21 protein-coding genes are annotated in these 19,134 nt (G+C 50.5%); 12 read left to right on the top strand and 9 right to left on the bottom strand.

Going from position 1 to position 19,134, the window contains the following annotated elements:
* Window positions 1–16 precede the first annotated feature (16 nt).
* Together BZG20_RS04305 and BZG20_RS04300 are read right to left on the bottom strand one after the other, a co-directional pair.
* Entirely contained in the window at window positions 17–1,213 is a 1,197-nt protein-coding gene (locus BZG20_RS04305) for a glycine C-acetyltransferase (RefSeq protein WP_046074709.1), read from the bottom strand.
* Between the two features lie 193 nt (window positions 1,214–1,406).
* Window positions 1,407–2,075 (bottom strand): TetR/AcrR family transcriptional regulator, encoded by a 669-nt coding sequence (locus BZG20_RS04300; RefSeq protein ID WP_046074708.1) that lies wholly within the window; start codon window positions 2,073–2,075, stop codon window positions 1,407–1,409.
* Window positions 2,076–2,178: 103 nt separating this feature from the next.
* Between BZG20_RS04300 and rfaD the strand changes: the two genes are divergently transcribed.
* From rfaD to BZG20_RS04260, 8 genes are read left to right on the top strand one after another with little or no spacing between them, the layout of a single operon-like run.
* Window positions 2,179–3,123 carry an ADP-glyceromanno-heptose 6-epimerase gene (gene rfaD, locus BZG20_RS04295; protein WP_077578237.1) on the top strand — a complete coding sequence of 315 codons (945 nt, stop codon included), beginning with the start codon at window positions 2,179–2,181 and terminating at the stop codon, window positions 3,121–3,123.
* A 45-nt stretch (window positions 3,124–3,168) separates the two neighbouring features.
* A complete protein-coding gene (gene lpxM / locus BZG20_RS04290) occupies window positions 3,169–4,149 on the top strand; it encodes a lauroyl-Kdo(2)-lipid IV(A) myristoyltransferase (protein WP_046074706.1) in 981 nt (326 codons plus the stop codon).
* Window positions 4,146–5,171 (top strand): lipopolysaccharide heptosyltransferase II, encoded by a 1,026-nt coding sequence (gene waaF / locus BZG20_RS04285; protein WP_077578236.1) that lies wholly within the window; start codon window positions 4,146–4,148, stop codon window positions 5,169–5,171. The genes lpxM and waaF overlap by 4 nt, the downstream gene beginning before the upstream one ends.
* Window positions 5,168–6,478: an O-antigen ligase family protein gene (locus BZG20_RS04280; protein ID WP_158010015.1), complete on the top strand. Its 1,311-nt coding sequence runs from the start codon at window positions 5,168–5,170 to the stop codon at window positions 6,476–6,478. Before waaF ends, BZG20_RS04280 begins: the two co-directional genes overlap by 4 nt.
* Before the next feature lies 1 nt (window position 6,479).
* Window positions 6,480–7,646 carry a glycosyltransferase gene (locus BZG20_RS04275; protein WP_077578234.1) on the top strand — a complete coding sequence of 389 codons (1,167 nt, stop codon included), beginning with the start codon at window positions 6,480–6,482 and terminating at the stop codon, window positions 7,644–7,646.
* Window positions 7,639–8,541, top strand: coding sequence for a glycosyltransferase (locus tag BZG20_RS04270; protein ID WP_158010014.1), 903 nt, complete (start codon window positions 7,639–7,641; stop codon window positions 8,539–8,541). Before BZG20_RS04275 ends, BZG20_RS04270 begins: the two co-directional genes overlap by 8 nt.
* Before the next feature lie 15 nt (window positions 8,542–8,556).
* Window positions 8,557–9,339 carry a glycosyltransferase family 2 protein gene (locus BZG20_RS04265; RefSeq protein WP_077578232.1) on the top strand — a complete coding sequence of 261 codons (783 nt, stop codon included), beginning with the start codon at window positions 8,557–8,559 and terminating at the stop codon, window positions 9,337–9,339.
* Between the two features lie 4 nt (window positions 9,340–9,343).
* Window positions 9,344–10,381, top strand: a complete 1,038-nt coding sequence (locus tag BZG20_RS04260) for a glycosyltransferase family 4 protein (protein ID WP_077578231.1) — start codon at window positions 9,344–9,346, stop codon at window positions 10,379–10,381.
* Here the strand turns inward: BZG20_RS04260 and BZG20_RS04255 are convergent.
* On the bottom strand, window positions 10,371–11,285 hold the full coding sequence (locus BZG20_RS04255) for a hypothetical protein (protein WP_077578230.1): 915 nt from the start codon (window positions 11,283–11,285) through the stop codon (window positions 10,371–10,373). The genes BZG20_RS04260 and BZG20_RS04255 overlap by 11 nt on opposite strands.
* Window positions 11,286–11,454: 169 nt before the next feature.
* On the opposite strand from BZG20_RS04255, the gene waaA reads away from it, so the two are divergent.
* The gene (waaA, locus tag BZG20_RS04250) at window positions 11,455–12,714 is read left to right on the top strand and encodes a lipid IV(A) 3-deoxy-D-manno-octulosonic acid transferase (RefSeq protein WP_077578229.1); all 1,260 of its coding nucleotides are present in this window, start codon (window positions 11,455–11,457) and stop codon (window positions 12,712–12,714) included.
* A gap of 2 nt (window positions 12,715–12,716) precedes the next feature.
* Here the strand turns inward: waaA and BZG20_RS04245 are convergent, their stop codons facing one another.
* On the bottom strand, window positions 12,717–13,427 hold the full coding sequence (locus tag BZG20_RS04245; RefSeq protein WP_241828666.1) for a 3-deoxy-D-manno-octulosonic acid kinase: 711 nt from the start codon (window positions 13,425–13,427) through the stop codon (window positions 12,717–12,719).
* A gap of 161 nt (window positions 13,428–13,588) precedes the next feature.
* On the opposite strand from BZG20_RS04245, the gene coaD reads away from it, so the two are divergent.
* Window positions 13,589–14,095, top strand: a complete 507-nt coding sequence (gene coaD, locus BZG20_RS04240) for a pantetheine-phosphate adenylyltransferase (protein ID WP_241828659.1) — start codon at window positions 13,589–13,591, stop codon at window positions 14,093–14,095.
* Here coaD and mutM read toward each other — a convergent pair.
* The 5 genes from mutM to radC all read right to left on the bottom strand — a co-directional run bounded on the left by mutM (window position 14,090) and on the right by radC (window position 16,805).
* Window positions 14,090–14,902: a bifunctional DNA-formamidopyrimidine glycosylase/DNA-(apurinic or apyrimidinic site) lyase gene (gene mutM, locus BZG20_RS04235; protein WP_046074698.1), complete on the bottom strand. Its 813-nt coding sequence runs from the start codon at window positions 14,900–14,902 to the stop codon at window positions 14,090–14,092. The genes coaD and mutM overlap by 6 nt on opposite strands.
* A 17-nt stretch (window positions 14,903–14,919) precedes the next feature.
* Entirely contained in the window at window positions 14,920–15,399 is a 480-nt protein-coding gene (locus BZG20_RS04230; RefSeq protein ID WP_046074697.1) for a hypothetical protein, read from the bottom strand.
* A gap of 116 nt (window positions 15,400–15,515) precedes the next feature.
* Window positions 15,516–15,686: a 50S ribosomal protein L33 gene (gene rpmG, locus BZG20_RS04225; RefSeq protein ID WP_046074696.1), complete on the bottom strand. Its 171-nt coding sequence runs from the start codon at window positions 15,684–15,686 to the stop codon at window positions 15,516–15,518.
* 13 nt (window positions 15,687–15,699) lie between these two features.
* A complete protein-coding gene (rpmB, locus tag BZG20_RS04220; RefSeq protein ID WP_046074695.1) occupies window positions 15,700–15,936 on the bottom strand; it encodes a 50S ribosomal protein L28 in 237 nt (78 codons plus the stop codon).
* A 185-nt stretch (window positions 15,937–16,121) separates the two neighbouring features.
* Window positions 16,122–16,805 (bottom strand): DNA repair protein RadC, encoded by a 684-nt coding sequence (gene radC, locus BZG20_RS04215; protein ID WP_046074694.1) that lies wholly within the window; start codon window positions 16,803–16,805, stop codon window positions 16,122–16,124.
* A gap of 245 nt (window positions 16,806–17,050) precedes the next feature.
* Between radC and coaBC the strand changes: the two genes are divergently transcribed.
* Together coaBC and slmA are read left to right on the top strand one after the other, a co-directional pair.
* Complete coding sequence (gene coaBC, locus BZG20_RS04210) at window positions 17,051–18,301, top strand: bifunctional phosphopantothenoylcysteine decarboxylase/phosphopantothenate--cysteine ligase CoaBC (protein WP_077578226.1); 1,251 nt, start codon at window positions 17,051–17,053, stop codon at window positions 18,299–18,301.
* A gap of 196 nt (window positions 18,302–18,497) precedes the next feature.
* Window positions 18,498–19,088: a nucleoid occlusion factor SlmA gene (slmA, locus tag BZG20_RS04205; protein ID WP_077578225.1), complete on the top strand. Its 591-nt coding sequence runs from the start codon at window positions 18,498–18,500 to the stop codon at window positions 19,086–19,088.
* Window positions 19,089–19,134 lie beyond the last annotated feature (46 nt).

Raw genomic sequence — 19,134 nt, 5'->3', positions numbered from 1 at the left:
TGTTTGTGTCATGACATTACCCAATCAATTTCATCTCTTTGCCCACTTTGATGAAGGCATCAATGGCACGGTCCAGTTGCTCACGCGTATGCGCGGCTGACATCTGGGTACGAATACGTGCTTGCCCTTTGGGCACCACTGGGTAGGAGAAGCCCACCACATAGACACCCTCTTCCATCATCCGCTCGGCAAACTCACTGGCCACTTTGGCATCACCGAGCATCACAGGAATAATGGCATGATCAGCGCCCGCTAAGGTAAAGCCAGCTTCCGTCATGCGTGCACGGAAGTGTTGGCTGTTGTCCCAAAGCTGCTCACGCAAGTGATCACTTTCGGCCAGCATATCCAGTACGCGAATAGAGGCAGATACAATCGCCGGTGCCAGCGAGTTGGAGAAAAGGTAAGGGCGCGAACGTTGACGCAACCAATCAATCACCTCTTTTTTCCCTGAGGTGTAGCCTCCTGACGCGCCGCCCATGGCTTTGCCCAAGGTACCAGTGATGATGTCGACACGATCCATCACTTGATGATATTCGTGGGTGCCTCGACCGTTCTGGCCCATAAAGCCGACCGCGTGAGAGTCATCCACCATCACCAACGCACCATATTGCTCCGCCAGATCGCACACAGCCGGCAAATTCGCGACCACGCCGTCCATCGAGAAGACACCATCAGTCACAATCAAGATATTCGCCACACCGGCCGCTTTCGCCGCTTTTAGCTGGGCTTCCAACTCGTCCATATCGTTATTGGCATAACGGAAACGCTTGGCTTTACATAAGCGCACGCCATCAATGATTGACGCATGGTTTAGCGCATCAGAAATAATGGCATCGTCTGGGCCGAGAATGGTTTCGAATAATCCCGCATTGGCGTCAAAGCATGAGGAATACAGGATGGTATCTTCCATCCCGAGAAAGTCAGATAACTTGGCTTCCAGAGTTTTGTGCGCATCTTGCGTCCCACAAATAAACCGTACCGACGCCATACCAAAGCCGTGCTCATCCATGCCTGCTTTGGCAGCGTCCACCAACTCAGGATGGTTAGCGAGCCCCAAATAGTTATTGGCGCAAAAGTTCAATACCTGCTGTTCATGATTGACGGCCACACTGGCCGCTTGTGGTGAGGTAATAAGGCGTTCACTTTTGTACAAGCCATCAGCTTTAACTTGCTCAAGCTGATGACGGATTTGCTGGTAGAAGGCAGCCGTCATCGCAATCTCCGTGCTGTGATGATTACTTTGGGAAGGCCGCCGCACACATTGTGTACGACGAATGAATGCTTGCTATCATGGCACGTTCGCGCGTTTTGTGCCAATAAGGGGCGCGAGACAGTGATTCATATCGTGTAATCACTGACAAGCTGGGCGAATATCGCGCAATGCCACCACCGCCTAGAGAGATAGCTCAGTTCAATGTGTCCAGCGAGCGTGAGTCTTGGCGAACTAACTGCTGCTCGTAGTGGTCTATCAACGCAGTGATAGCCATTTGTCCCTGTGCCGATGTCAGAGGATGTAACAATGCCAGCATCTGCAAAATACCTTTGTAGATCACCCCTGCATGAATTTGCGTTTGGGGAGCTTGTGCACTTTGATAAAAAATCCAGCTCGACGCCACTTGCTTAAGCGTTTCTCCGACCGCAGACAAAGCACTGTCATTGAGACTCAGCCAACCGGCTTGACGGTAATGATGCAAAATGGTCATCAAGTTGGTTTGTAGCTGTTGCTGCGCCCCAAGATATTTTTGTTGCAATGCTTCGTCACGACGCAAAATGTCCGGCAAATTGGCGTAAAAAAACCGATAACGCCACATCAAGCTAAAGGTCGCGTCCAAGTAATGCTGCAGCAAGGCTTGGGTATCATCACGAGGCTGACTAGGATCAAAGGCAAGGGCAAGATCTTGCGCGTATTGGTCGAATATACTGTGTATAATCGCTTCTTTATTACGGAAGTGATAGTAAAGGTTGCCCGGGCTAATCCCGAGTTCTGCTGCGATATGGTTGGTGGTGATATTCGGTTCACCATGTTGATTGAATAAAGCCAGTGCAGCATGGATAATTCGGTCTCGGGTTTTCATGTATGGTTCAGTCCTCTGCCCGGTTGATGCTTGACCATACTATCACAGTCAACAGTGATGGCGACGGGGTCTGTCGTCAGATAGAGATGAATTAGGTAACGATATGATTTTTGTGACTGGTGGTGCTGGCATGATTGGCAGCAACTTAGTAAAAGCACTGAACGAGCAAGGCTACCGTGACATCGTGGTGGTCGATAACCTCAAAGACGGCACCAAATTCGTTAACCTGGTTGACCTCGACATCGCGGACTATATGGATAAGGAAGATTTTCTTACCCAAATCATGGCCGGAGAGAACTTCGGCCCGATCGAAGCCATTTTCCACCAAGGCGCTTGCTCAGCGACCACAGAGTGGGACGGCAAATACATGATGCTCAACAACTACGAGTACTCGAAAGAACTGTTGCATTATTGTATTGACCGCGATATCCCCTTTCTCTACGCCTCGTCAGCAGCCACCTATGGCGGCCGCGACAGTAACTTCATTGAAGCGCCAGAGTATGAAGGCGCGCTGAATGTCTATGGGTATTCCAAGCAGCAGTTCGACAACTATGTCCGTCGTGTGCAAGAAGATGCCAAGGCCCATGGCGAGACTCTGCCACCGATTACTGGCTTCCGTTATTTTAATGTGTATGGTCCGCGCGAACAGCACAAAGGCAGCATGGCGTCAGTGGCTTATCACCTCAATCAACAAATTCTAAAAGGCGAGAACCCCAAACTTTTTGAGGGCAGTGATACCTTCAAGCGTGACTTTGTCTATGTCGGTGATGTCTGCGCAATGAATATTTGGTTCTGGCAGCAACAGATCAGCGGGATCTACAACTGTGGTACCGGCCGCGCCGAGCCTTTTAGTGCGGTTGCCAGTGCGGTGATTGATTTCCACGGTCAAGGAGAGATTGAAGAGATCCCCTTCCCCGACCACCTAAAAGGTCGCTACCAAGCGTACACACAAGCCGATCTGACCAAGGTACGTGAAGCGGGATACACCGCCTCCTTTAAGACCGTGGCTGAAGGTGTCGCCGCTTACCTAGCCGAAATCAACCGCTAATAAAAGCAATTCGTCCCCCTTGATAGTGGGACGCGAGAAAGAGCAATGACAAAACAGCGACACGACTACGACGCGCACGCGTATAACCCAGAGTTCTCGCGTGCTTACTTAGCGCCTAAATACTGGGGCACGTGGCTGATGCTACTCATCGCAATGCCTTTCAGCCTTCTGGTGCCGGCGCGCGGTAAGCATCGCTTCGCACAATGGGTGGCGCGCAAACTGGTTAAAAAGAAAAAAGGCACGATCCTTAACGCCTGGCTTAATTTGGAAGCCTGCTTTCCCGAGAAATCCGCGCAAGCACGCGAAGCCATATTAGTCGACACCTTGACCACCGCAGGGGCTTTTTTGCTGAGCTTTCCGCTGATCACCTTGCGCAGTCGCCAGTGGTTTCAACACCACTGTGATGTGACTGGCATGGAACATATCACTCGGCACACTGATAACGACGAAGCGGTGATCCTCTTTGTGCCCCATACTTGGGCCATCGATGCAGCCGCGATTTTATTTGCCTCGCAAGGGCTCCCCGTGGCGGCATTCTCAAAACGACAAAAAAACCCGCTACTAGACTGGCTGATGCATCGCCAACGCGTACAATATGGCGGTAACTGTTATGAGCGCGAAGCAGGGATTAAGCCCTTTATCCGTGCAGTTAAGCGCGGATTTTTGGGATATTACTTGCCCGACGAAGATATGCGAGATGAGAGCAGCGAGTTCGTGCCGTTTTTTGCCACCACCAAAGCGACCTTGCCGAGTCTAGGCAAATTAAGCAAAGTCACCCGCTCGCATATTGTCCCTGTGCTGTCAGGCTTTGATGCCCAGACGGGTCGGTTCGTCATCGAGGTTCACCCTGCGTTTAACGACTTCCCAACGGGAGACAGTCGCACCGACGCACGCATGATGAACCAACAAATAGAAACCATGCTCGACGGTCAGCTGGATCAATACATGTGGATCTTGCAGCTACTTCGTACCCGCGAGGACGGCCGTAATATCTACCAAGAAGCAAAGAGGAAACGGGCATCATGACCAGCGTATTAATCATTGGCCCATCATGGGTCGGCGATATGGTGATGTCGCAGTCTTTGTATAAAACCCTCAAGCAACAGCACCCGGATGCCAAGATTGATGTGATGGCGCCCGCTTGGTGCGCGCCGATTCTCGCGCGCATGCCTGAGGTTAATCGCAGCATTGAAATGCCACTCGGCCATGGCGAATTGGCACTTGGTAAGCGCTACCAACTGGGGAAACGCTTAGCAAAGTACGGTTATGATCGCGCCTACGTGTTGCCTAATTCTGCTAAATCCGCACTGATCCCGTGGTTTGCAGGGATCCCGACGCGTACGGGTTGGAAAGGTGAAATGCGTTATGGCTTGCTCAACGACCTGCGTCCCAACAAGAAAGCGTTTCAATACATGGTTGAGCGTTATGTTGCCCTCGCTCACCCGCGCACCGAGATGCAAAGCTCTGCCTCGCTGGGTGGGCTCGACAACCTCCCTAAGCCGGCGCTAGACATCGACCCAGACGCCCAAGCGGCCGTCATCGCCAAACTAGGATTAAACCAAGACAAACCTGTGATTGGTTTATGCCCGGGTGCCGAGTTCGGGCCTGCCAAAAAGTGGCCAGAACAGCACTATGCTGAGGTCGCACGCCAAGCGCATCAACAAGGCTACCAAATTTGGCTTTTTGGCTCGGCGAAAGATGTTGAAACCTGTGAAAAAATTGCCGCTCTCGCAGAGCATGCGCCTAATATTCATGTATTGGCAGGCAAAACCAACTTAATCGAAGCCGTCGACCTTTTAGGCGCGTGTCAAACCGTGGTCAGCAATGACTCGGGGTTGATGCACATCGCCGCGGCAGTCAACTGCCAAGTGATAGCCATCTACGGCTCAACATCCCCCGATTATACCCCGCCGCTGACCAGTAAGGTCGATATTGTGCACACGGATATCGAGTGCCGTCCTTGCTTCCAGCGCGAATGTCCCCTAGGGCACTTAAAATGTTTAAACGATCTCGCCCCGAGCCGAGTTGTAAAAAGGATTCTACCGTGAGCAGTATCAGCATGGCATCATCCAGTTCTCGTTACCTGAGTCATCAGTTGTATTACCAAATCACCCGCTTTTTCCTATTCGGTTATGCCTTGTGTGCGATCGCATTTCCTGACGTGGGTGAAGTCTTCCGTGCCGGCTTTTTGCTATTGAGTCTGCCTTTGCTTTATATCCACTGGCCCCAGCTTAAAAAAGATCCCATTGTCTGGGCGTTTTTTGGAGTAATTATCGTCCAGTGCCTGAGCTGGGCAAACAGCTTGATGCATATTCCTGACATTGCCAATGCCTACCCACATGTCGACCGGTTGGCAAAACTATTTTTGCTCGTCCCCATCGGCCTCGCGTTGCAAGGGCGAAAAGACACCGTGATCGGGCTCGCCGCCTGCTTTGTTCTGGGCGTGTTCATTGCTTGCTATACACAAAGCGACTTCTCAAACCAAATTCAGCAACTGCTCCACACGCACCGCGTCGACTTTGGTTTAAAGAATGCGCAGTACACCTCGATGCTGGGCGGTGTGATTGCGATTATTTCGGCGTTTAGCTTTTATCTCGTCGACAAAAGTCGCTGGACGCTTCGCGCGTTCTTTGCACTTTCAGCCATCCTAGGCCTCGTATTGACACTGGTCAGCCAGTCGCGACAAGTGTGGCTTGCCCTCGCGATCGTCATCGCATTAACGCCGATACTGCTGTTCTTTGTGGGCGTCATTGAGGGAAAGAAGAAGTTGCTCTTAGGCTACGCGTTTGTCGTCATCACCCTGTTTGCAGTCAGTCAATCTGACTATATTCAAAACCGAGCACTAAAAGAGAGTGCTGTCATCTCTAGTGTTATCCAGGGCAACCTAGACAATATTCCGATGACCAGTGTTGGCGTAAGACTGAATTCTTGGTTAGCGGCTTGGGATGTATTTCAAAATACCGCCTTTGTGGGTCTGGGTGAAAATGGAATTGGGTATGTTATCTCTTCTTCCGACAAGCTCTCAGAGCTAAAAAAAACAGTGCCTATGTATAGCAACCTATCGCATTTACATAGCAACCACGTAGAAACACTGGTCGCCTATGGATTGGCAGGTTTTGCACTGATTTTATTTACCTATTTCCAGCTTGCTACGCGTTGCTTTGTCGCTCGCGATACGTCGAAGAGCGGTAAGATAGTCGCATTCTTCTCTATCGCCTTTTTTATCTACTGGCTAACGGTCAATGCCTTTGAAACCTTTAACAGCCGAAGCCTTGGCGTATTTGCCTTTGTGATTGTGTCAGGCTGTTTTTACTCACTGGCAAACATAAAAAACAACACACAGGATGAGCGCTGATATGCGTGTCGCGATTGTCGTCAATTGTCTGAAACTCGGTGGTATGGAGAGAGTTGCGGTTAATTTATCCGATGCATTCGCCGCCAATGGTGACGATGCCACGTTAATCTATCTCAAAAATCGACCTCAAGATATAAAGCCAACGTCGGATGTTGACGTCCGCCTTTTTGATCTTAAACAATCAGTATTGAAAACGGGCATAGGTGCATTTTACTATCTGATTTGCAAACTATTTAATGCGTTCATCAGCAAGACCTTCCCGCTGCTATTTGCTTATCCCAGTGCTTTTTTCTTCAAGCGAAAACTCCGGCGGCTCGAAGCAGAAAAAGGACCGTTTGATTTGGTCATTTTTCGTGGCCAAGGCACCTTTGAACAGCTCTGGCCGTTGCATGATGACCGCTTTGTTTATGTCTGCGAAAACATTATCAAGCCACAGCAATATGGTATTTTCTCCGGCGTTATTTACCGAGCATTGTTCGATAAGAAACATATCGTCTGCGTCTCAGATGGTGCCTACAACACGTTCCAATCCCTGACTCAAACACATGCCATCACGCCGTCTCAAGCTAGAGTGATTAGCAACCCTAATAACGAGGTGTATATCCGTGAGCAGGCGGACAAGGTAGAGCCCGATATGCACCCTCGACCTTTTATTCTTGGCCTTGGGCGACTCACCCAAGTAAAGAACTTTACATTACTGGTCGAAGCATACGCGCACCTTGTTAAGACATATGATATCCATCACGATCTGGTTATCGTGGGTGAAGGTAAAGATAGAGACAATATCGAGGCGTCAGTAAAAGCACTCAATATTGAACATCGCGTGTTTTTCAAAGGTGCACGGAAAAACCCATTCCCATGGTTTCAACACGCCGATCTTTTTGTACTGAGCTCAAGATTTGAAGGGCTCGGCATGGTATTACTTGAAGCACTGGCCTGTGGCACGCGCATCGTCTGCACGGACTCCCCCGGCGGAGTGCACCAAATAATGGGTGGTGAACTCGAAAAGTACCTCAGCGCCCAAGAGCCTGAGCCGCTCGCCGATAAAATGCACAAGTCGCTCACTTCGTCATGGTCGGACGCAGAGCAAACCTACGTTAATGAAAAGTTGGCCCAGTTCAGCTGTGGAAAAATTGTGTCTGAGTATAAAAAGGCCTCTCATGCATAACCCAAAAGTGAGTATCATTATTCCTGTCTATAATGTTGAAGCTTTTATTGCTCAGTGTTTAGAGTCAGTGATTAACCAGACATATGACAACCTTGAGATTATTTGCATCAATGATGGCTCTACTGATAGTAGCCTTCATGTATGTAAATCCTTTGCGAAGAAAGATAGAAGGCTACATATTGTAGACAGAGAGAATCAAGGAGTCTCAGCGGCACGTAATACTGGGCTTGCTCTTGCAACTGGCGAATTCATCTTTTTCATCGATGCTGACGACTGGCTAGCTCAAGACGCAATATCCATTTTGGTCTCTAATTCAGCAAAGGCTGACGTTGTTGCTGGAAGTGCGACTGTCTATCACGAGAGCACCAATCACTACACGCCTTATAAGAAAAAAAGGCATAAAGAGGTAGATTTAAAGAGGAATTTTTTTCAACTCGAGCTTGTCGTCTGGAACAAACTCTATCGACATGATTTTATTAAAGGGCTCACCTTTAAAGAAGGTATCATCCACGAGGATGAAGAGTTCTACTGGCAAGTATTCTCTCTTGAACCTAGGATACAGATAGTAGATAACAGCATTATTTATTATCGAGTAAGAAGTCACTCTATTACCAATCAACTTTCGTATGACGCAGAGCATCAGCTTAACTATATAACAATTGTCGACTCTATATATAATATTTACTCTGGCAAGCGGTGCCTCTATTACCCGTTTCAAAAGTCTTGCTTTAAGTATATACAACACCTGAAAAGGAAAGGAGCGCCTTCAGACTTGTATAAAAGACATATTAAGGCCATGTATGGTGTAGAAGACTCTTATATGTTCAAACTCAAACTCAAAGTCCTAAAACTGTTGCATTGGTTCACGTCACGCGTGGCTCGTTCCCAGTATTAATTATTAGAGGTCATCATGATCACAGGCGTCGTCATTACGCTCAACGAAGAAAAAAACATCAAAGCTTGTATCGAGTCGCTCCAGCAGGTGTGTTCTGACATTGTGGTGGTTGACTCGCAAAGCTCAGATCGCACTATTGCCATTGCTGAGCAGCTTGATGCGACTGTTATCACGCAGCCTTACCTCGGTGATGGCCTGCAAAAAAACGTTGGCTTGGCGCACACTGACAATCAATGGATCCTCAGTATTGATGCTGACGAACGTCTTACCGAAGAGGCAGTGGAGCAAATCCAAGCGCTAGATTTGGCTAATACTGAGCATGACGCCTTTGCCTTTCGCCGTCGTAACCATATTGGTAGCCGCTGGGTGAAACAGTGCGGTTGGTATCCAGATTACTGCATTCGCTTGTATAACAAGTCAAAAACCCGTTTTGCCGAGGTTAAGCAACACGCGGCAGTACAGGCTAAAAATCCTAAACAGCTTGATTGCGATCTTATCCACTACTCCTTTGAGAACATCGGACAGCTCTTTGCCAAACCTGGGCGTAACTTTAGCGGCCGTGCCGCGAAAATAATGTATCAAAAGGGCAAGCGCGCCAACGCATTCTCACCGTTTATACACGGACTCAATGCCTTTATTCGCAAATATCTGTTTCAACGGGGCTTTTTAGGGGGTGTTGACGGTATGACAGTCGCACTGAGCTCAGCCGTTAATAGCTACCTTAAATATGCCAAGCTCTTGGAGTTTCAACGCGATCCGACAGTATTAGAAAACGAAGACTTCAATAAGGTGTGGTGACAATATGCACATTTGTCACGTCAATCTCGCATCAGGTTTTAGCGGTGGTGAACGTCAAACCCTCACCTTGATCCAGCAACAAGCCCAAATGGGCTATCAGCTCACCGCAGTGGTGAACCCCAAAAGCCCGCTGGTCAACGAACTCCGTGCGATACCTCAATGCCAGATCGTGCTTTGTCCGCACTATACTCGGCGACACGGGCGCTCAATCACCGCAACATGCGATCTGGTCCATGTCCACGAAGGCCGCGCCATTTATTGGGCGTTGCTTCAACACCTATTGCATCGTGTTCCCTACATAGTGACACGCCGTATTGATAACCCTTTAAAGAAAAAGTGGTTAAATCAATTTGCGTACCGCAAAGCCAGTGCGCTGGTCGGCTTGAGCTCGGAGATTCTCTGTCAGCTTGAAAAACATCATCCAGCCGCTCAACGGGTTAAGATCCCAAGCTCACCAGTTAGCTACCCGGTTTCACCCTCTCGGGTTGAGGAGATTAAATCACGATTCCCGGGGCAGTTTTTGGTGATTCATGCGGCGAACATGTATGCCCACAAAGGTTTTGACGTCACTATCGAATCGGCTCGCAAACTTGCGAAACAAGACACCAACATCCAGTTTTGTTTACTGGGTGATGGCAAAGAGCGCGCGTCACTCGAGGCGCAAGCTCAGGGGCTCACGAATGTGCATTTTATGGGTAAACAAACCAATATGGGAGATTGGTTCGCAGCGGCCGATTTGCTTGTCCATCCTTCCTACACAGAGGGCTTAGGCTCGGTTATTTTAGAAGCGATGGCAGCAGGGCTACCCGTGATAGGCGCTCGAGCCGGCGGGATACCTGATATCATTGAACATGGGGTCACCGGACATCTCATTGAGCCAGGCAACGCCAATCAGTTAGCACAACATATCGCGGACATTGCTCAACAAGACGCGCTGCGAGCTCACCTTATTAAAGGCAGCCACCAGCAAGCGGCTGCGTGTGATATCTCCCAAACCGCCATCACCTATCAAGATCTCTACCAACAAGTGATCACGCGCTAGCATCAGCCAATAATGCCTGTTTGACCTCAGGATAATGGTCAAGCAGCATGTTAAGTTGCTTATCATTGCCACCTTGGCGAATGTTCGCCTGCGCTAGACCAATCGCACGGTGCCGTTTTAAAGCAAGCGATGGATCGCTATATGGCACTTTCATGCACAGACTGCCTTGGCGGATTGCCATGATTTTTAGCCACAAGTCATCGGCGTTCGGCGCAAGCTGCATGAATAATGACTGATCGAGCACATCAGGATGAAGCGATTGCGGCGGATATAATATCCCCTCGCAGCCAGTGAGCATCAGATGATGACTGGGTGCAGAGAAGCTAGCGCAGTATTGCCAGCGTTTGTAGGGTCGCACTTCGCCACCACGGGTGGTGATTTTGTGTCCTCTATGCCCATAAATATGCCCCGGATGATAGCGGCAAGTGCGAATTAACCCTTCAATCATGCTGTGCGGATACATAACGTCGTCATCGACGGTTAAAATATAGGCCTCTGGTGCTAGTGTCAGTGTGGGAATGATCTTTTTATACGACTTGATATTGTCGCAATACCTCACCTCCAGCCCACGTTCACATTGTCTTTTTAGAGAATGAGGCAGGTTAACGTCACTGTATTCCTTCTCATCCAGCCAAAGAATGATGCGGTTTGGTGGGCACGTCTGCTGCGCCAAGGATTCGATAACCAAGTACACTTCGTGCACCTTCTCGGCGAACGAGGTTAAACTCACCACCAAGGGTGCATCAAAATAGGCTTTAGATGTCACCAGTGAGGCTGAATGAGAAAGCATCTGTTGGTGAAGTTGCTCTTGACGAAGACGCGTGGCAAAAATGCTTTCAATATCCCGTTGGTTCCGATGCCGCTGCTTCCGCTCTCTAATACTTTTCTTTATTTTTTTAAGCATTCCCATGTTATCGCTGTTGTTCTCCGCTAAATGGCGCCAACTTTAGCACAGTTTCATCATCGCTTAGCGCTCACAACATCCAAGGCGTGAGCTATTACCGACAATCAAACATCAACAAATACTCATCAAGACGCTATCATGGCGAGGAGCCATCAATAGGAGCTAACTTGTGCGCTGGATATATACACTCTTACTCACGCTTGCCGCCCCTTTTTTGCTTATTGGGCTGTACCGTAAACGGCCTGGTAAGCCTGCTGTTGGCGAGCGATGGCGTGAGCACTTTGGCGGTACGCCCAACGTAGACGGTCAGCCTATTTGGCTCCATGCGGTGTCGGTGGGGGAAGTTCTCGCGGCAAAGCCGGTGATCAGCGCGCTGCAACAAGCCTATCCAGACGTGCCGATCCTGGTCACCACCACCACCGCCACCGGCGCAGAGCAGGCCAGGCGTCTTAATGGGATCATACACCGCTATATGCCGGTTGATTTTCCTTTTTCGGTAAAACGTTTTCTCCGCGCGGTGTCACCACGGGTGTGCGTGATCATGGAAACTGAGCTTTGGCCAAATACCTTGCATCATGTGGGTCGAGCGGGCATTCCCATTACGGTTATCAACGCCCGGCTTTCTCAAAAAGCTTGCCAACGCTATCAGAAAATCGCACCGCTCTTTCAAGCCATGAGTAAACATATCGACTTAATCGTTTGTCAGCATCAAAACGACCAAGCGCGCTTTGCAAGCCTCGGTGTCGCTAACGACAAGCTTGCAGTGGCTGGCTCGGTGAAATTTGATATTAAAGCCGTGGATCCGGCGTTGGGTGCCACACTTCGCCAAGCGCGCGGTGATCGCCCTTGCTGGATAGGTGCCAGTACTCACGCGGGAGAAGACGCCACCTTGCTCGCCGCTCACAGTGTATTACTGCGCGATTACCCAGACGCGCTACTGATACTGGTCCCTCGCCACCCTGAACGTTTTGATGATGTTGCCCAGCTAGTGGCTAGCCAAGGCCTCAGTGTGCAACGACGCACCGAGGGTGAGCCGCTGGCACTCAGTACTCAAGTTTATCTTGGCGACACCATGGGAGAGATGATGACCTACCTTGCTGGCGCAGATGTGGTAGTGATGGCGGGCAGTTTTCTGGGTACCAAAGTGGGTGGGCATAACCTGCTTGAACCCGCGGCGTTAGGCAAGCCCCTTTTAACAGGCCCAAGCTATTATAATTTCCAAGTGATTGGTGATGCTCTGATTGACGCTGGCGCCCTACAGGTGTGTAACGACAGCCAAGATCTCGCTGCCAAAATCGGGGCTTTTTTCAGTGCACCCGCCCTTGCCGCACAAGCCGGCAACGCTGGGCTCTCTGTGGTAGAGCAAAATCGCGGCGCGGTCGAGCGCACTTTGCAGGCGATCGCGCCCTGGCTTAATCACCCACGCTAGTGCTACTTGCGGATATGGTTGTAGCCTTTTAATACGGCAGCCCAATCCTCGGGTTGCCAACGGATCTGACGCTTCTCTTTTTCTTTTTTAAACGAGCGATGAAGGCGGGCAAGGTTATCCTCTTTCCACTGTTCGCCATCGCGCTGTTGGCACTTATCGAAGTCAATCAGCCACAGCTTTCCTTTTCTATCACGCAAAATGTTGTGGATATTCAGATCGGTATGGCACACGCCAGCGTCATGTAGGCGGCGAACCAAACGACCAATGGCACGATAATCATGGGCAAGTAAGCTATTTTCACTCAAGATAGCGACCAGATCGCGTGCACCTGGAATTTTCTCCACCAAGATATCAGCACGATAGGTACGGCCGTTTTTTACCGCGCGTGCAGCGACAGGGCGAGGCACAGGCATTTTCTTCTCGCGAAGATAGGCCAGTAAGTTGAGCTCAGCGCCACAACGGGTCGCCTCCCACCCTTGAAACCAATACTGATCCTTCACGAATTTACCAAACAAACCACCGCGATAGTAATGACGTAACGCCATCTCCATTTTCGGCCCTCGGATAAAGAACGTGGTACCGCGCCCTTTGGCTGAACCGGTGACAGCGGCTTGCTGGTGCCAAAAATGAATATCAAAATACTGGCGAGGGTCGCCCTCCACTAAAGCCGGATCGTACCAAATACACTCGTTTTCGCGTTGCTCTACTTCTATACTCACGGTTTTTCCTGTTTGCGCACTCACGCTAGCGCACATTAGTGTACCTTGCTCGTCAATGGATTCACAGGCGATACCTCACGGGACCGTAAGAACAATGCGTGATGGACAAGGATTTGATAACCTCTTTCCAGATCAACGTTTTTAAGGAAAAGCTCGTGACACACAAACAGCATACACGCGTGATTTACCCAGGCACATTTGATCCCATCACGAATGGTCATTTGGACCTGATTGAGCGGGCAGCAAGGATGTTTGATGATGTGATTGTGGGGATTGCGGCTAGCCCAAGCAAAAAACCATTGTTCGATCTGGATGAGCGAGTGGCACTCACGCAAGCGGTCACCGCGCACCTTCCCAATGTCTCTGTGGTTGGGTTTTCAGGGTTGCTGGTCAATTTTGCCAAACAGTACCAAGCCAATATTCTGGTGCGCGGTTTGCGTGCGGTCTCCGACTTTGAGTATGAATTCCAACTCGCCAATATGAATCGTCGACTGATGCCCGCACTGGAAAGCGTCTTTCTGACTCCGTCAGAGGAGCATTCGTTTATTTCTTCTACCTTGGTCAAAGAGGTCGCGTTGCACGGCGGTGATACCAGTGAGTTTGTCGCGCCTAGCGTGCTAACGGCCTTACAAGAAAAGCTGCAAAGCAAGACGTCGTCATAAGGGCTGGCATTGTGGGCAAAAGACAGTTGCCCGCTGGCCGATGACTATGCGCTCAAGGGTCGTGTCACAGGCTGGACACGGCTCACCCGACTTTCCGTAAACGCGTAGCGCTTGAGCAAAGTAACCGGCCTTCCCGTCTACCTGCGTAAAGTCTTTTAGCGTCGTACCGCCTTGTGTGATCGCCGCGGCCAACACCGTTTTTATCTCATCCACCAGCGCCGTCGCTTCTGTTTGCGTCAGGCTACCGGCAGGACGTTTAGGGTGGATTCCAGCACAAAACAGCGATTCGTTGGCGTAAATATTCCCCACGCCCACCACGACTGCATTGTCCATAATAAAGCTTTTCATCGCCATTTTTTTGCCTGCCGCCTTGGCCAGCAAATAATCTGAATTGAACGCATCGGTGAGTGGTTCAGGGCCGAGCTTTCCCAACACGGGATGCGGCAAATCTCCCTCCTGCCACAACCAGGCGCCAAAACGCCTCGGATCGTGGTAACGAATTAAGCGACCATTGCTGAGTGTCACATCAACATGATCATGCTTTTCCGGTGCCAGTGACGTGGGCAGCACCCGCAAACTGCCTGACATCCCCAAATGCACAATCGCAGTACCGACATCCGTCTCCAATAAAAGATACTTGGCGCGACGCGTGACGCGACGTATCACCTGGCCTTTCAACTGTTGTAACGTTTCGGGAATGGGCCAGCGTAGCTTGGGCTGACGAATGGTAATCTCGGTGACCGTTTGCCCTTCGACATACGGCATGATACCTAAACGGCTTACTTCTACTTCAGGTAACTCGGGCATAACACAGCTCTTAATATTTACGACTTTGATAGCGGGAAAAGATACCGACTATCCACTGACACAGCTAACCATTGGCCGTGTTCGTTTTGCATCAACCAAAACTGGGGTTGTTGATAATAGGTAATGCGAATGGGCTCTTGGTCGGGGCTGCGAGTAAGCTCCAACGTACGGGGAGACGTTAATTGGGGTCGCAACGACTGCAAGGTGGTGTCATCGATTTGTGTCCCAGTCAGCCCCAACCAGCGCTGAGCGAGCTCTGTCGGACTAATTACCAGGGGTTTATCCGATTGCCACCCCTCTAACGTACGCGTCAGGGTTAAATGGGAGAACCGCAACGACAGCACTTCACTGCGCGATTCAACCAGCGCGATTACCCCCTCAGGCGTCGCCCGTGCTTGGCGTTGATGGCGCAAATAATCTGGCAGCAGCATTAAGCCAAAAAAAACCACCACTGAGAAAATCAGGATGTTATTCCATGTCTGCCGCTTTAGCTTCATGTCGGTTCACCTGAGGACGTTACGCGTGTCCTCCGCAGTATAACCGCAAATGCGGCCAGATTTTAGTTATAAAAAAACCCAGCCGAAGCTGGGTTTTTCTCAAAGCGTCGATCAATTTACTTGATTTTGGCTTCTTTATACATAACGTGCTTGCGAACTACAGGATCAAATTTTTTGATCTCGAATTTGCTAGGCATGTTACGTTTGTTCTTGTCTGTGGTGTAGAAGTGACCAGTACCTGCAGAGGATACTAGACGAATCTTCTCACGAACGCCGTTTTTAGCCATTCTCTAATTCCTCTTATACGTTCTCACCGCGGGCACGCATTTCTGTAAGTACAGAATCAATGCCTTTTTTGTCGATGATGCGCATACCTTTAGTAGATAGACGCAGTTTAACGAAGCGTTTTTCGCTTTCTACCCAGAAACGATGAGTTTGCAGGTTCGGCAGAAAACGACGCTTGGTGGCGTTATTAGCGTGAGAGCGGTTGTTACCAACTACAGGACGCTTGCCAGTTACTTGGCATACTCGTGACATGAAAGTCTCTCCAAAATCGTTTCGGCTCGATATCAACCTTGTCCGCCAGTCCTGCATCGTTAAGGTCAGGTCGAAGGTCAAGGCTATCAAAGGTGGCGCATTATACTAACTGAATTCACATTGCTCAAGTCCCGAGCAGATCCTTTTATGCGCTTTTTGATCGTTTTTTTCGCCAATGGCGATCCTTAAGGGGATAACAACCAACCTCGCTCGGCGAACGATACCACATCTCCGTCCCCAATCACTAGGTGATCAAGCACGCGAACATCCACTAATGACAAGGCATTGGCAATTCTATCGGTAATATGTCGGTCTGCCTGGCTCGGCTCTGCCACGCCCGATGGGTGGTTATGGGCCAAAATCAGTGCAGCGGCATGCAATTCGAGCGCGCGGCGAACAATTTCTCGTGGGTAAACACTCGCCGCATTGTGCGTGCCTTCAAAAAGTTGCTCATCGGCTATCACGCGATGCTGATTATCGAGAAATAAAACGTAAAACGCCTCGCGAGGCCGGTCGCGCAGTAACGTCGAGAGATAACGGCGAGTATGGTCCGGGCTGGTCAGTGCGTCAGTTTTGCTTAAGGTTTCTTTTAAATAGCGCCGGCTCAGCTCAAGCACAGCTTGAAGTTGGGCATATTTGGCGCTACCCAGTCCTTTTCGCTGACAAAACGCCCCTTGGTCGGCGCCCATCAGCGCCCGGAGCGAGCCAAAATCCTGCAACAGGTGGTCAGCCAGCGCTACCGCACTCATCCCTGTGACGCCGGTGCGTAGAAAAATCGCCAACAGCTCGGCGTCCGATAAGCTTTCCGCCCCTCGCGCTAATAAACGCTCTCTGGGGCGACAGTCTTGCGGCAAGGTTTTTAGGCTCATGGTGATCCCTCTTCAACGTTGCCGCCAGTTAAAGTAAGCCTCTTTCACGCCGCAATAGCTTTTCCATGTAACTGCGGCGCGCTCGTGGTTTTATCATGTGCCACCGTCAATGCTTTCAGCCACGCGCTAGCCATATCACATCCAACGCACGTCACACCCAATACGGATTCATGCGCTCAAACAAGCTTTTTGCGCTAAGGATTATGGTATGGTTTCGTCATTGTCGTTCAAACACACAGAGCATTATGGCCAATAGTTCACAGCAGCCAGCCCAGACGCTGGCCGGTAAACGTATTCTGCTTGGCATGGGTGGCGGGATTGCCGCATATAAGTGTGCCGATCTCACCCGCCGCCTCATCGAGCGTGGAGCCACCGTCAAGGTGGTGATGACCTATGCCGCAAAAGAGTTTATTACGCCATTGACCATGCAAGCCGTTTCTGGGCATCCCGTGTCTGATAGCTTGCTCGACCCGGCTGCCGAGGCCTCAATGGGACACATTGAACTGGCTAAATGGGCGGATCTCGTGCTGATTGCCCCGGCAACTGCCGATTTGATTGCCCGGATACACGCAGGCATGGGCAATGATTTGCTCACCACCTTGTGCTTGGCCACCGATGCGCCTCTGGCGATTGCGCCAGCAATGAACCAGCAAATGTACCGCGCCCAAGCCACTCAGGCGAACTTACGTGGACTGCGTGCACGCGGATGCTTGATATGGGGCCCCGACAGTGGCGCGCAAGCTTGCGGCGATGTGGGCCTTGGGCGCATGCTCGAGCCGCTGGCTTTAGTGGCTGAATGCGAACGCTGGGCCGGCCCCAAACCGCTTTCAGGCAAGCGCGTGATGATTACCGCCGGCCCTACCCGCGAAGCCTTGGACCCTGTTCGTTATCTCTCTAACCATAGTTCAGGGAAAATGGGCTATGCCCTCGCCGAGGCGGCAGCCAGTTTAGGGGCCGACGTCACCTTAGTTTCTGGCCCGGTTGCGCTGTCAGCGCCGGCAGGAATCACGCGTATTGATGTCACCAGCGCCCAGCAAATGCATGATGCGGTGCATGAGCGCATCACCGACCAAGATATTTTTATCGGCTGTGCCGCGGTCGCGGACTACCGTCCACAACACATCGCCGAACAGAAGATGAAAAAGCAAGTGGATAAAGACGCGATGACCGTCACCATGGTAAAAAATCCCGATATTATTGCTTCGGTAGCGGGCTTAACGTCACATCGTCCATTTACGGTCGGCTTTGCCGCCGAAACCCAAGATGTCGCGACCTACGCGCGTGACAAGCTGGCGCGCAAAAAGCTTGATATGATTTGTGCTAACGATGTGTCCCAATCCGATCAAGGCTTTAACAGCGATCGCAATGCCTTACATCTGTTCTGGCCCGGTGGCGATCAGGCGCTGCCCGTCGAGGAAAAACGCTTATTAGCGCGCAATGTCATGGCACACATTCACGCGTGCTATTTACAACAAACCTGTCAGAAGCAACCCTGAACCACACAACACAAACAGCTTATATTGAGCCAAAATACAAGTTCAAAAGCGTGCGCCATGGCCACGCTTTTTGCTTTTAATACAGAGACCTCGTCGCTAAGATAGGAGGAAAGACTCACACTGGGCGGCACCTCTCCATGATGCCTCCTTTACTGGTCGCCAGTGTGATAGATAAAAAGACAAAGGAATCGCACCCATGGCAGCCCCAAAAAAAAGTAATCGCCGCGAAGAGATCCTCCAAGCGCTCGCGCAGATGCTGGAGTCAACCCAAGGCAGCCAACGCATCACCACGGCCAAACTCGCCGAACAAGTCGGGGTGTCAGAGGCGGCACTCTATCGCCACTTCCCCAGTAAAGCGCGGATGTTTGAGGGATTAATCGAATTTATTGAAGATTCACTGTTATCCCGCATCAACCTGATCATTGAGGAAGAAAAGGATACCTTGGTGCGCCTCAAACTGATCTTGCAATTATTGCTGGCCTTTGGTGAGCGCAACCCGGGGCTCACGCGCATTATGACAGGTCATGCATTGATGTTTGAGCAAGATAGGTTGCAAGCGCGTATCAACCAGCTGTTTGAGCGCGTCGAGGCACAGCTTAAGCAAGTACTGCGCGAGCGTCGTTTACGTGAAGGGAAGGGGTTTCCATTGGATGAGGCGGTGCTTGCCAGCCAATTGATTAGCCAAGTAGAAGGCGGCTTTTGTCGCTACGTGCGCTCGTCATTTAAACAGCTGCCGACCGCCAATTTCGAGCAATACTGGCAACTGCTCACCAATCAACTGCAGTGAATAGCAGTGCAACGAGCGTAGTGCAGCTGGCGCACTCAAGTCAGCC

It is taken from the genome of Salinivibrio sp. IB868, assembly GCF_001995655.1.
GTDB lineage: Bacteria > Pseudomonadota > Gammaproteobacteria > Enterobacterales > Vibrionaceae > Salinivibrio > Salinivibrio siamensis.
The sequence above is the reverse complement of the archived record's forward strand: the minus strand, read 5'-3'. Positions and strand labels throughout refer to the sequence as shown.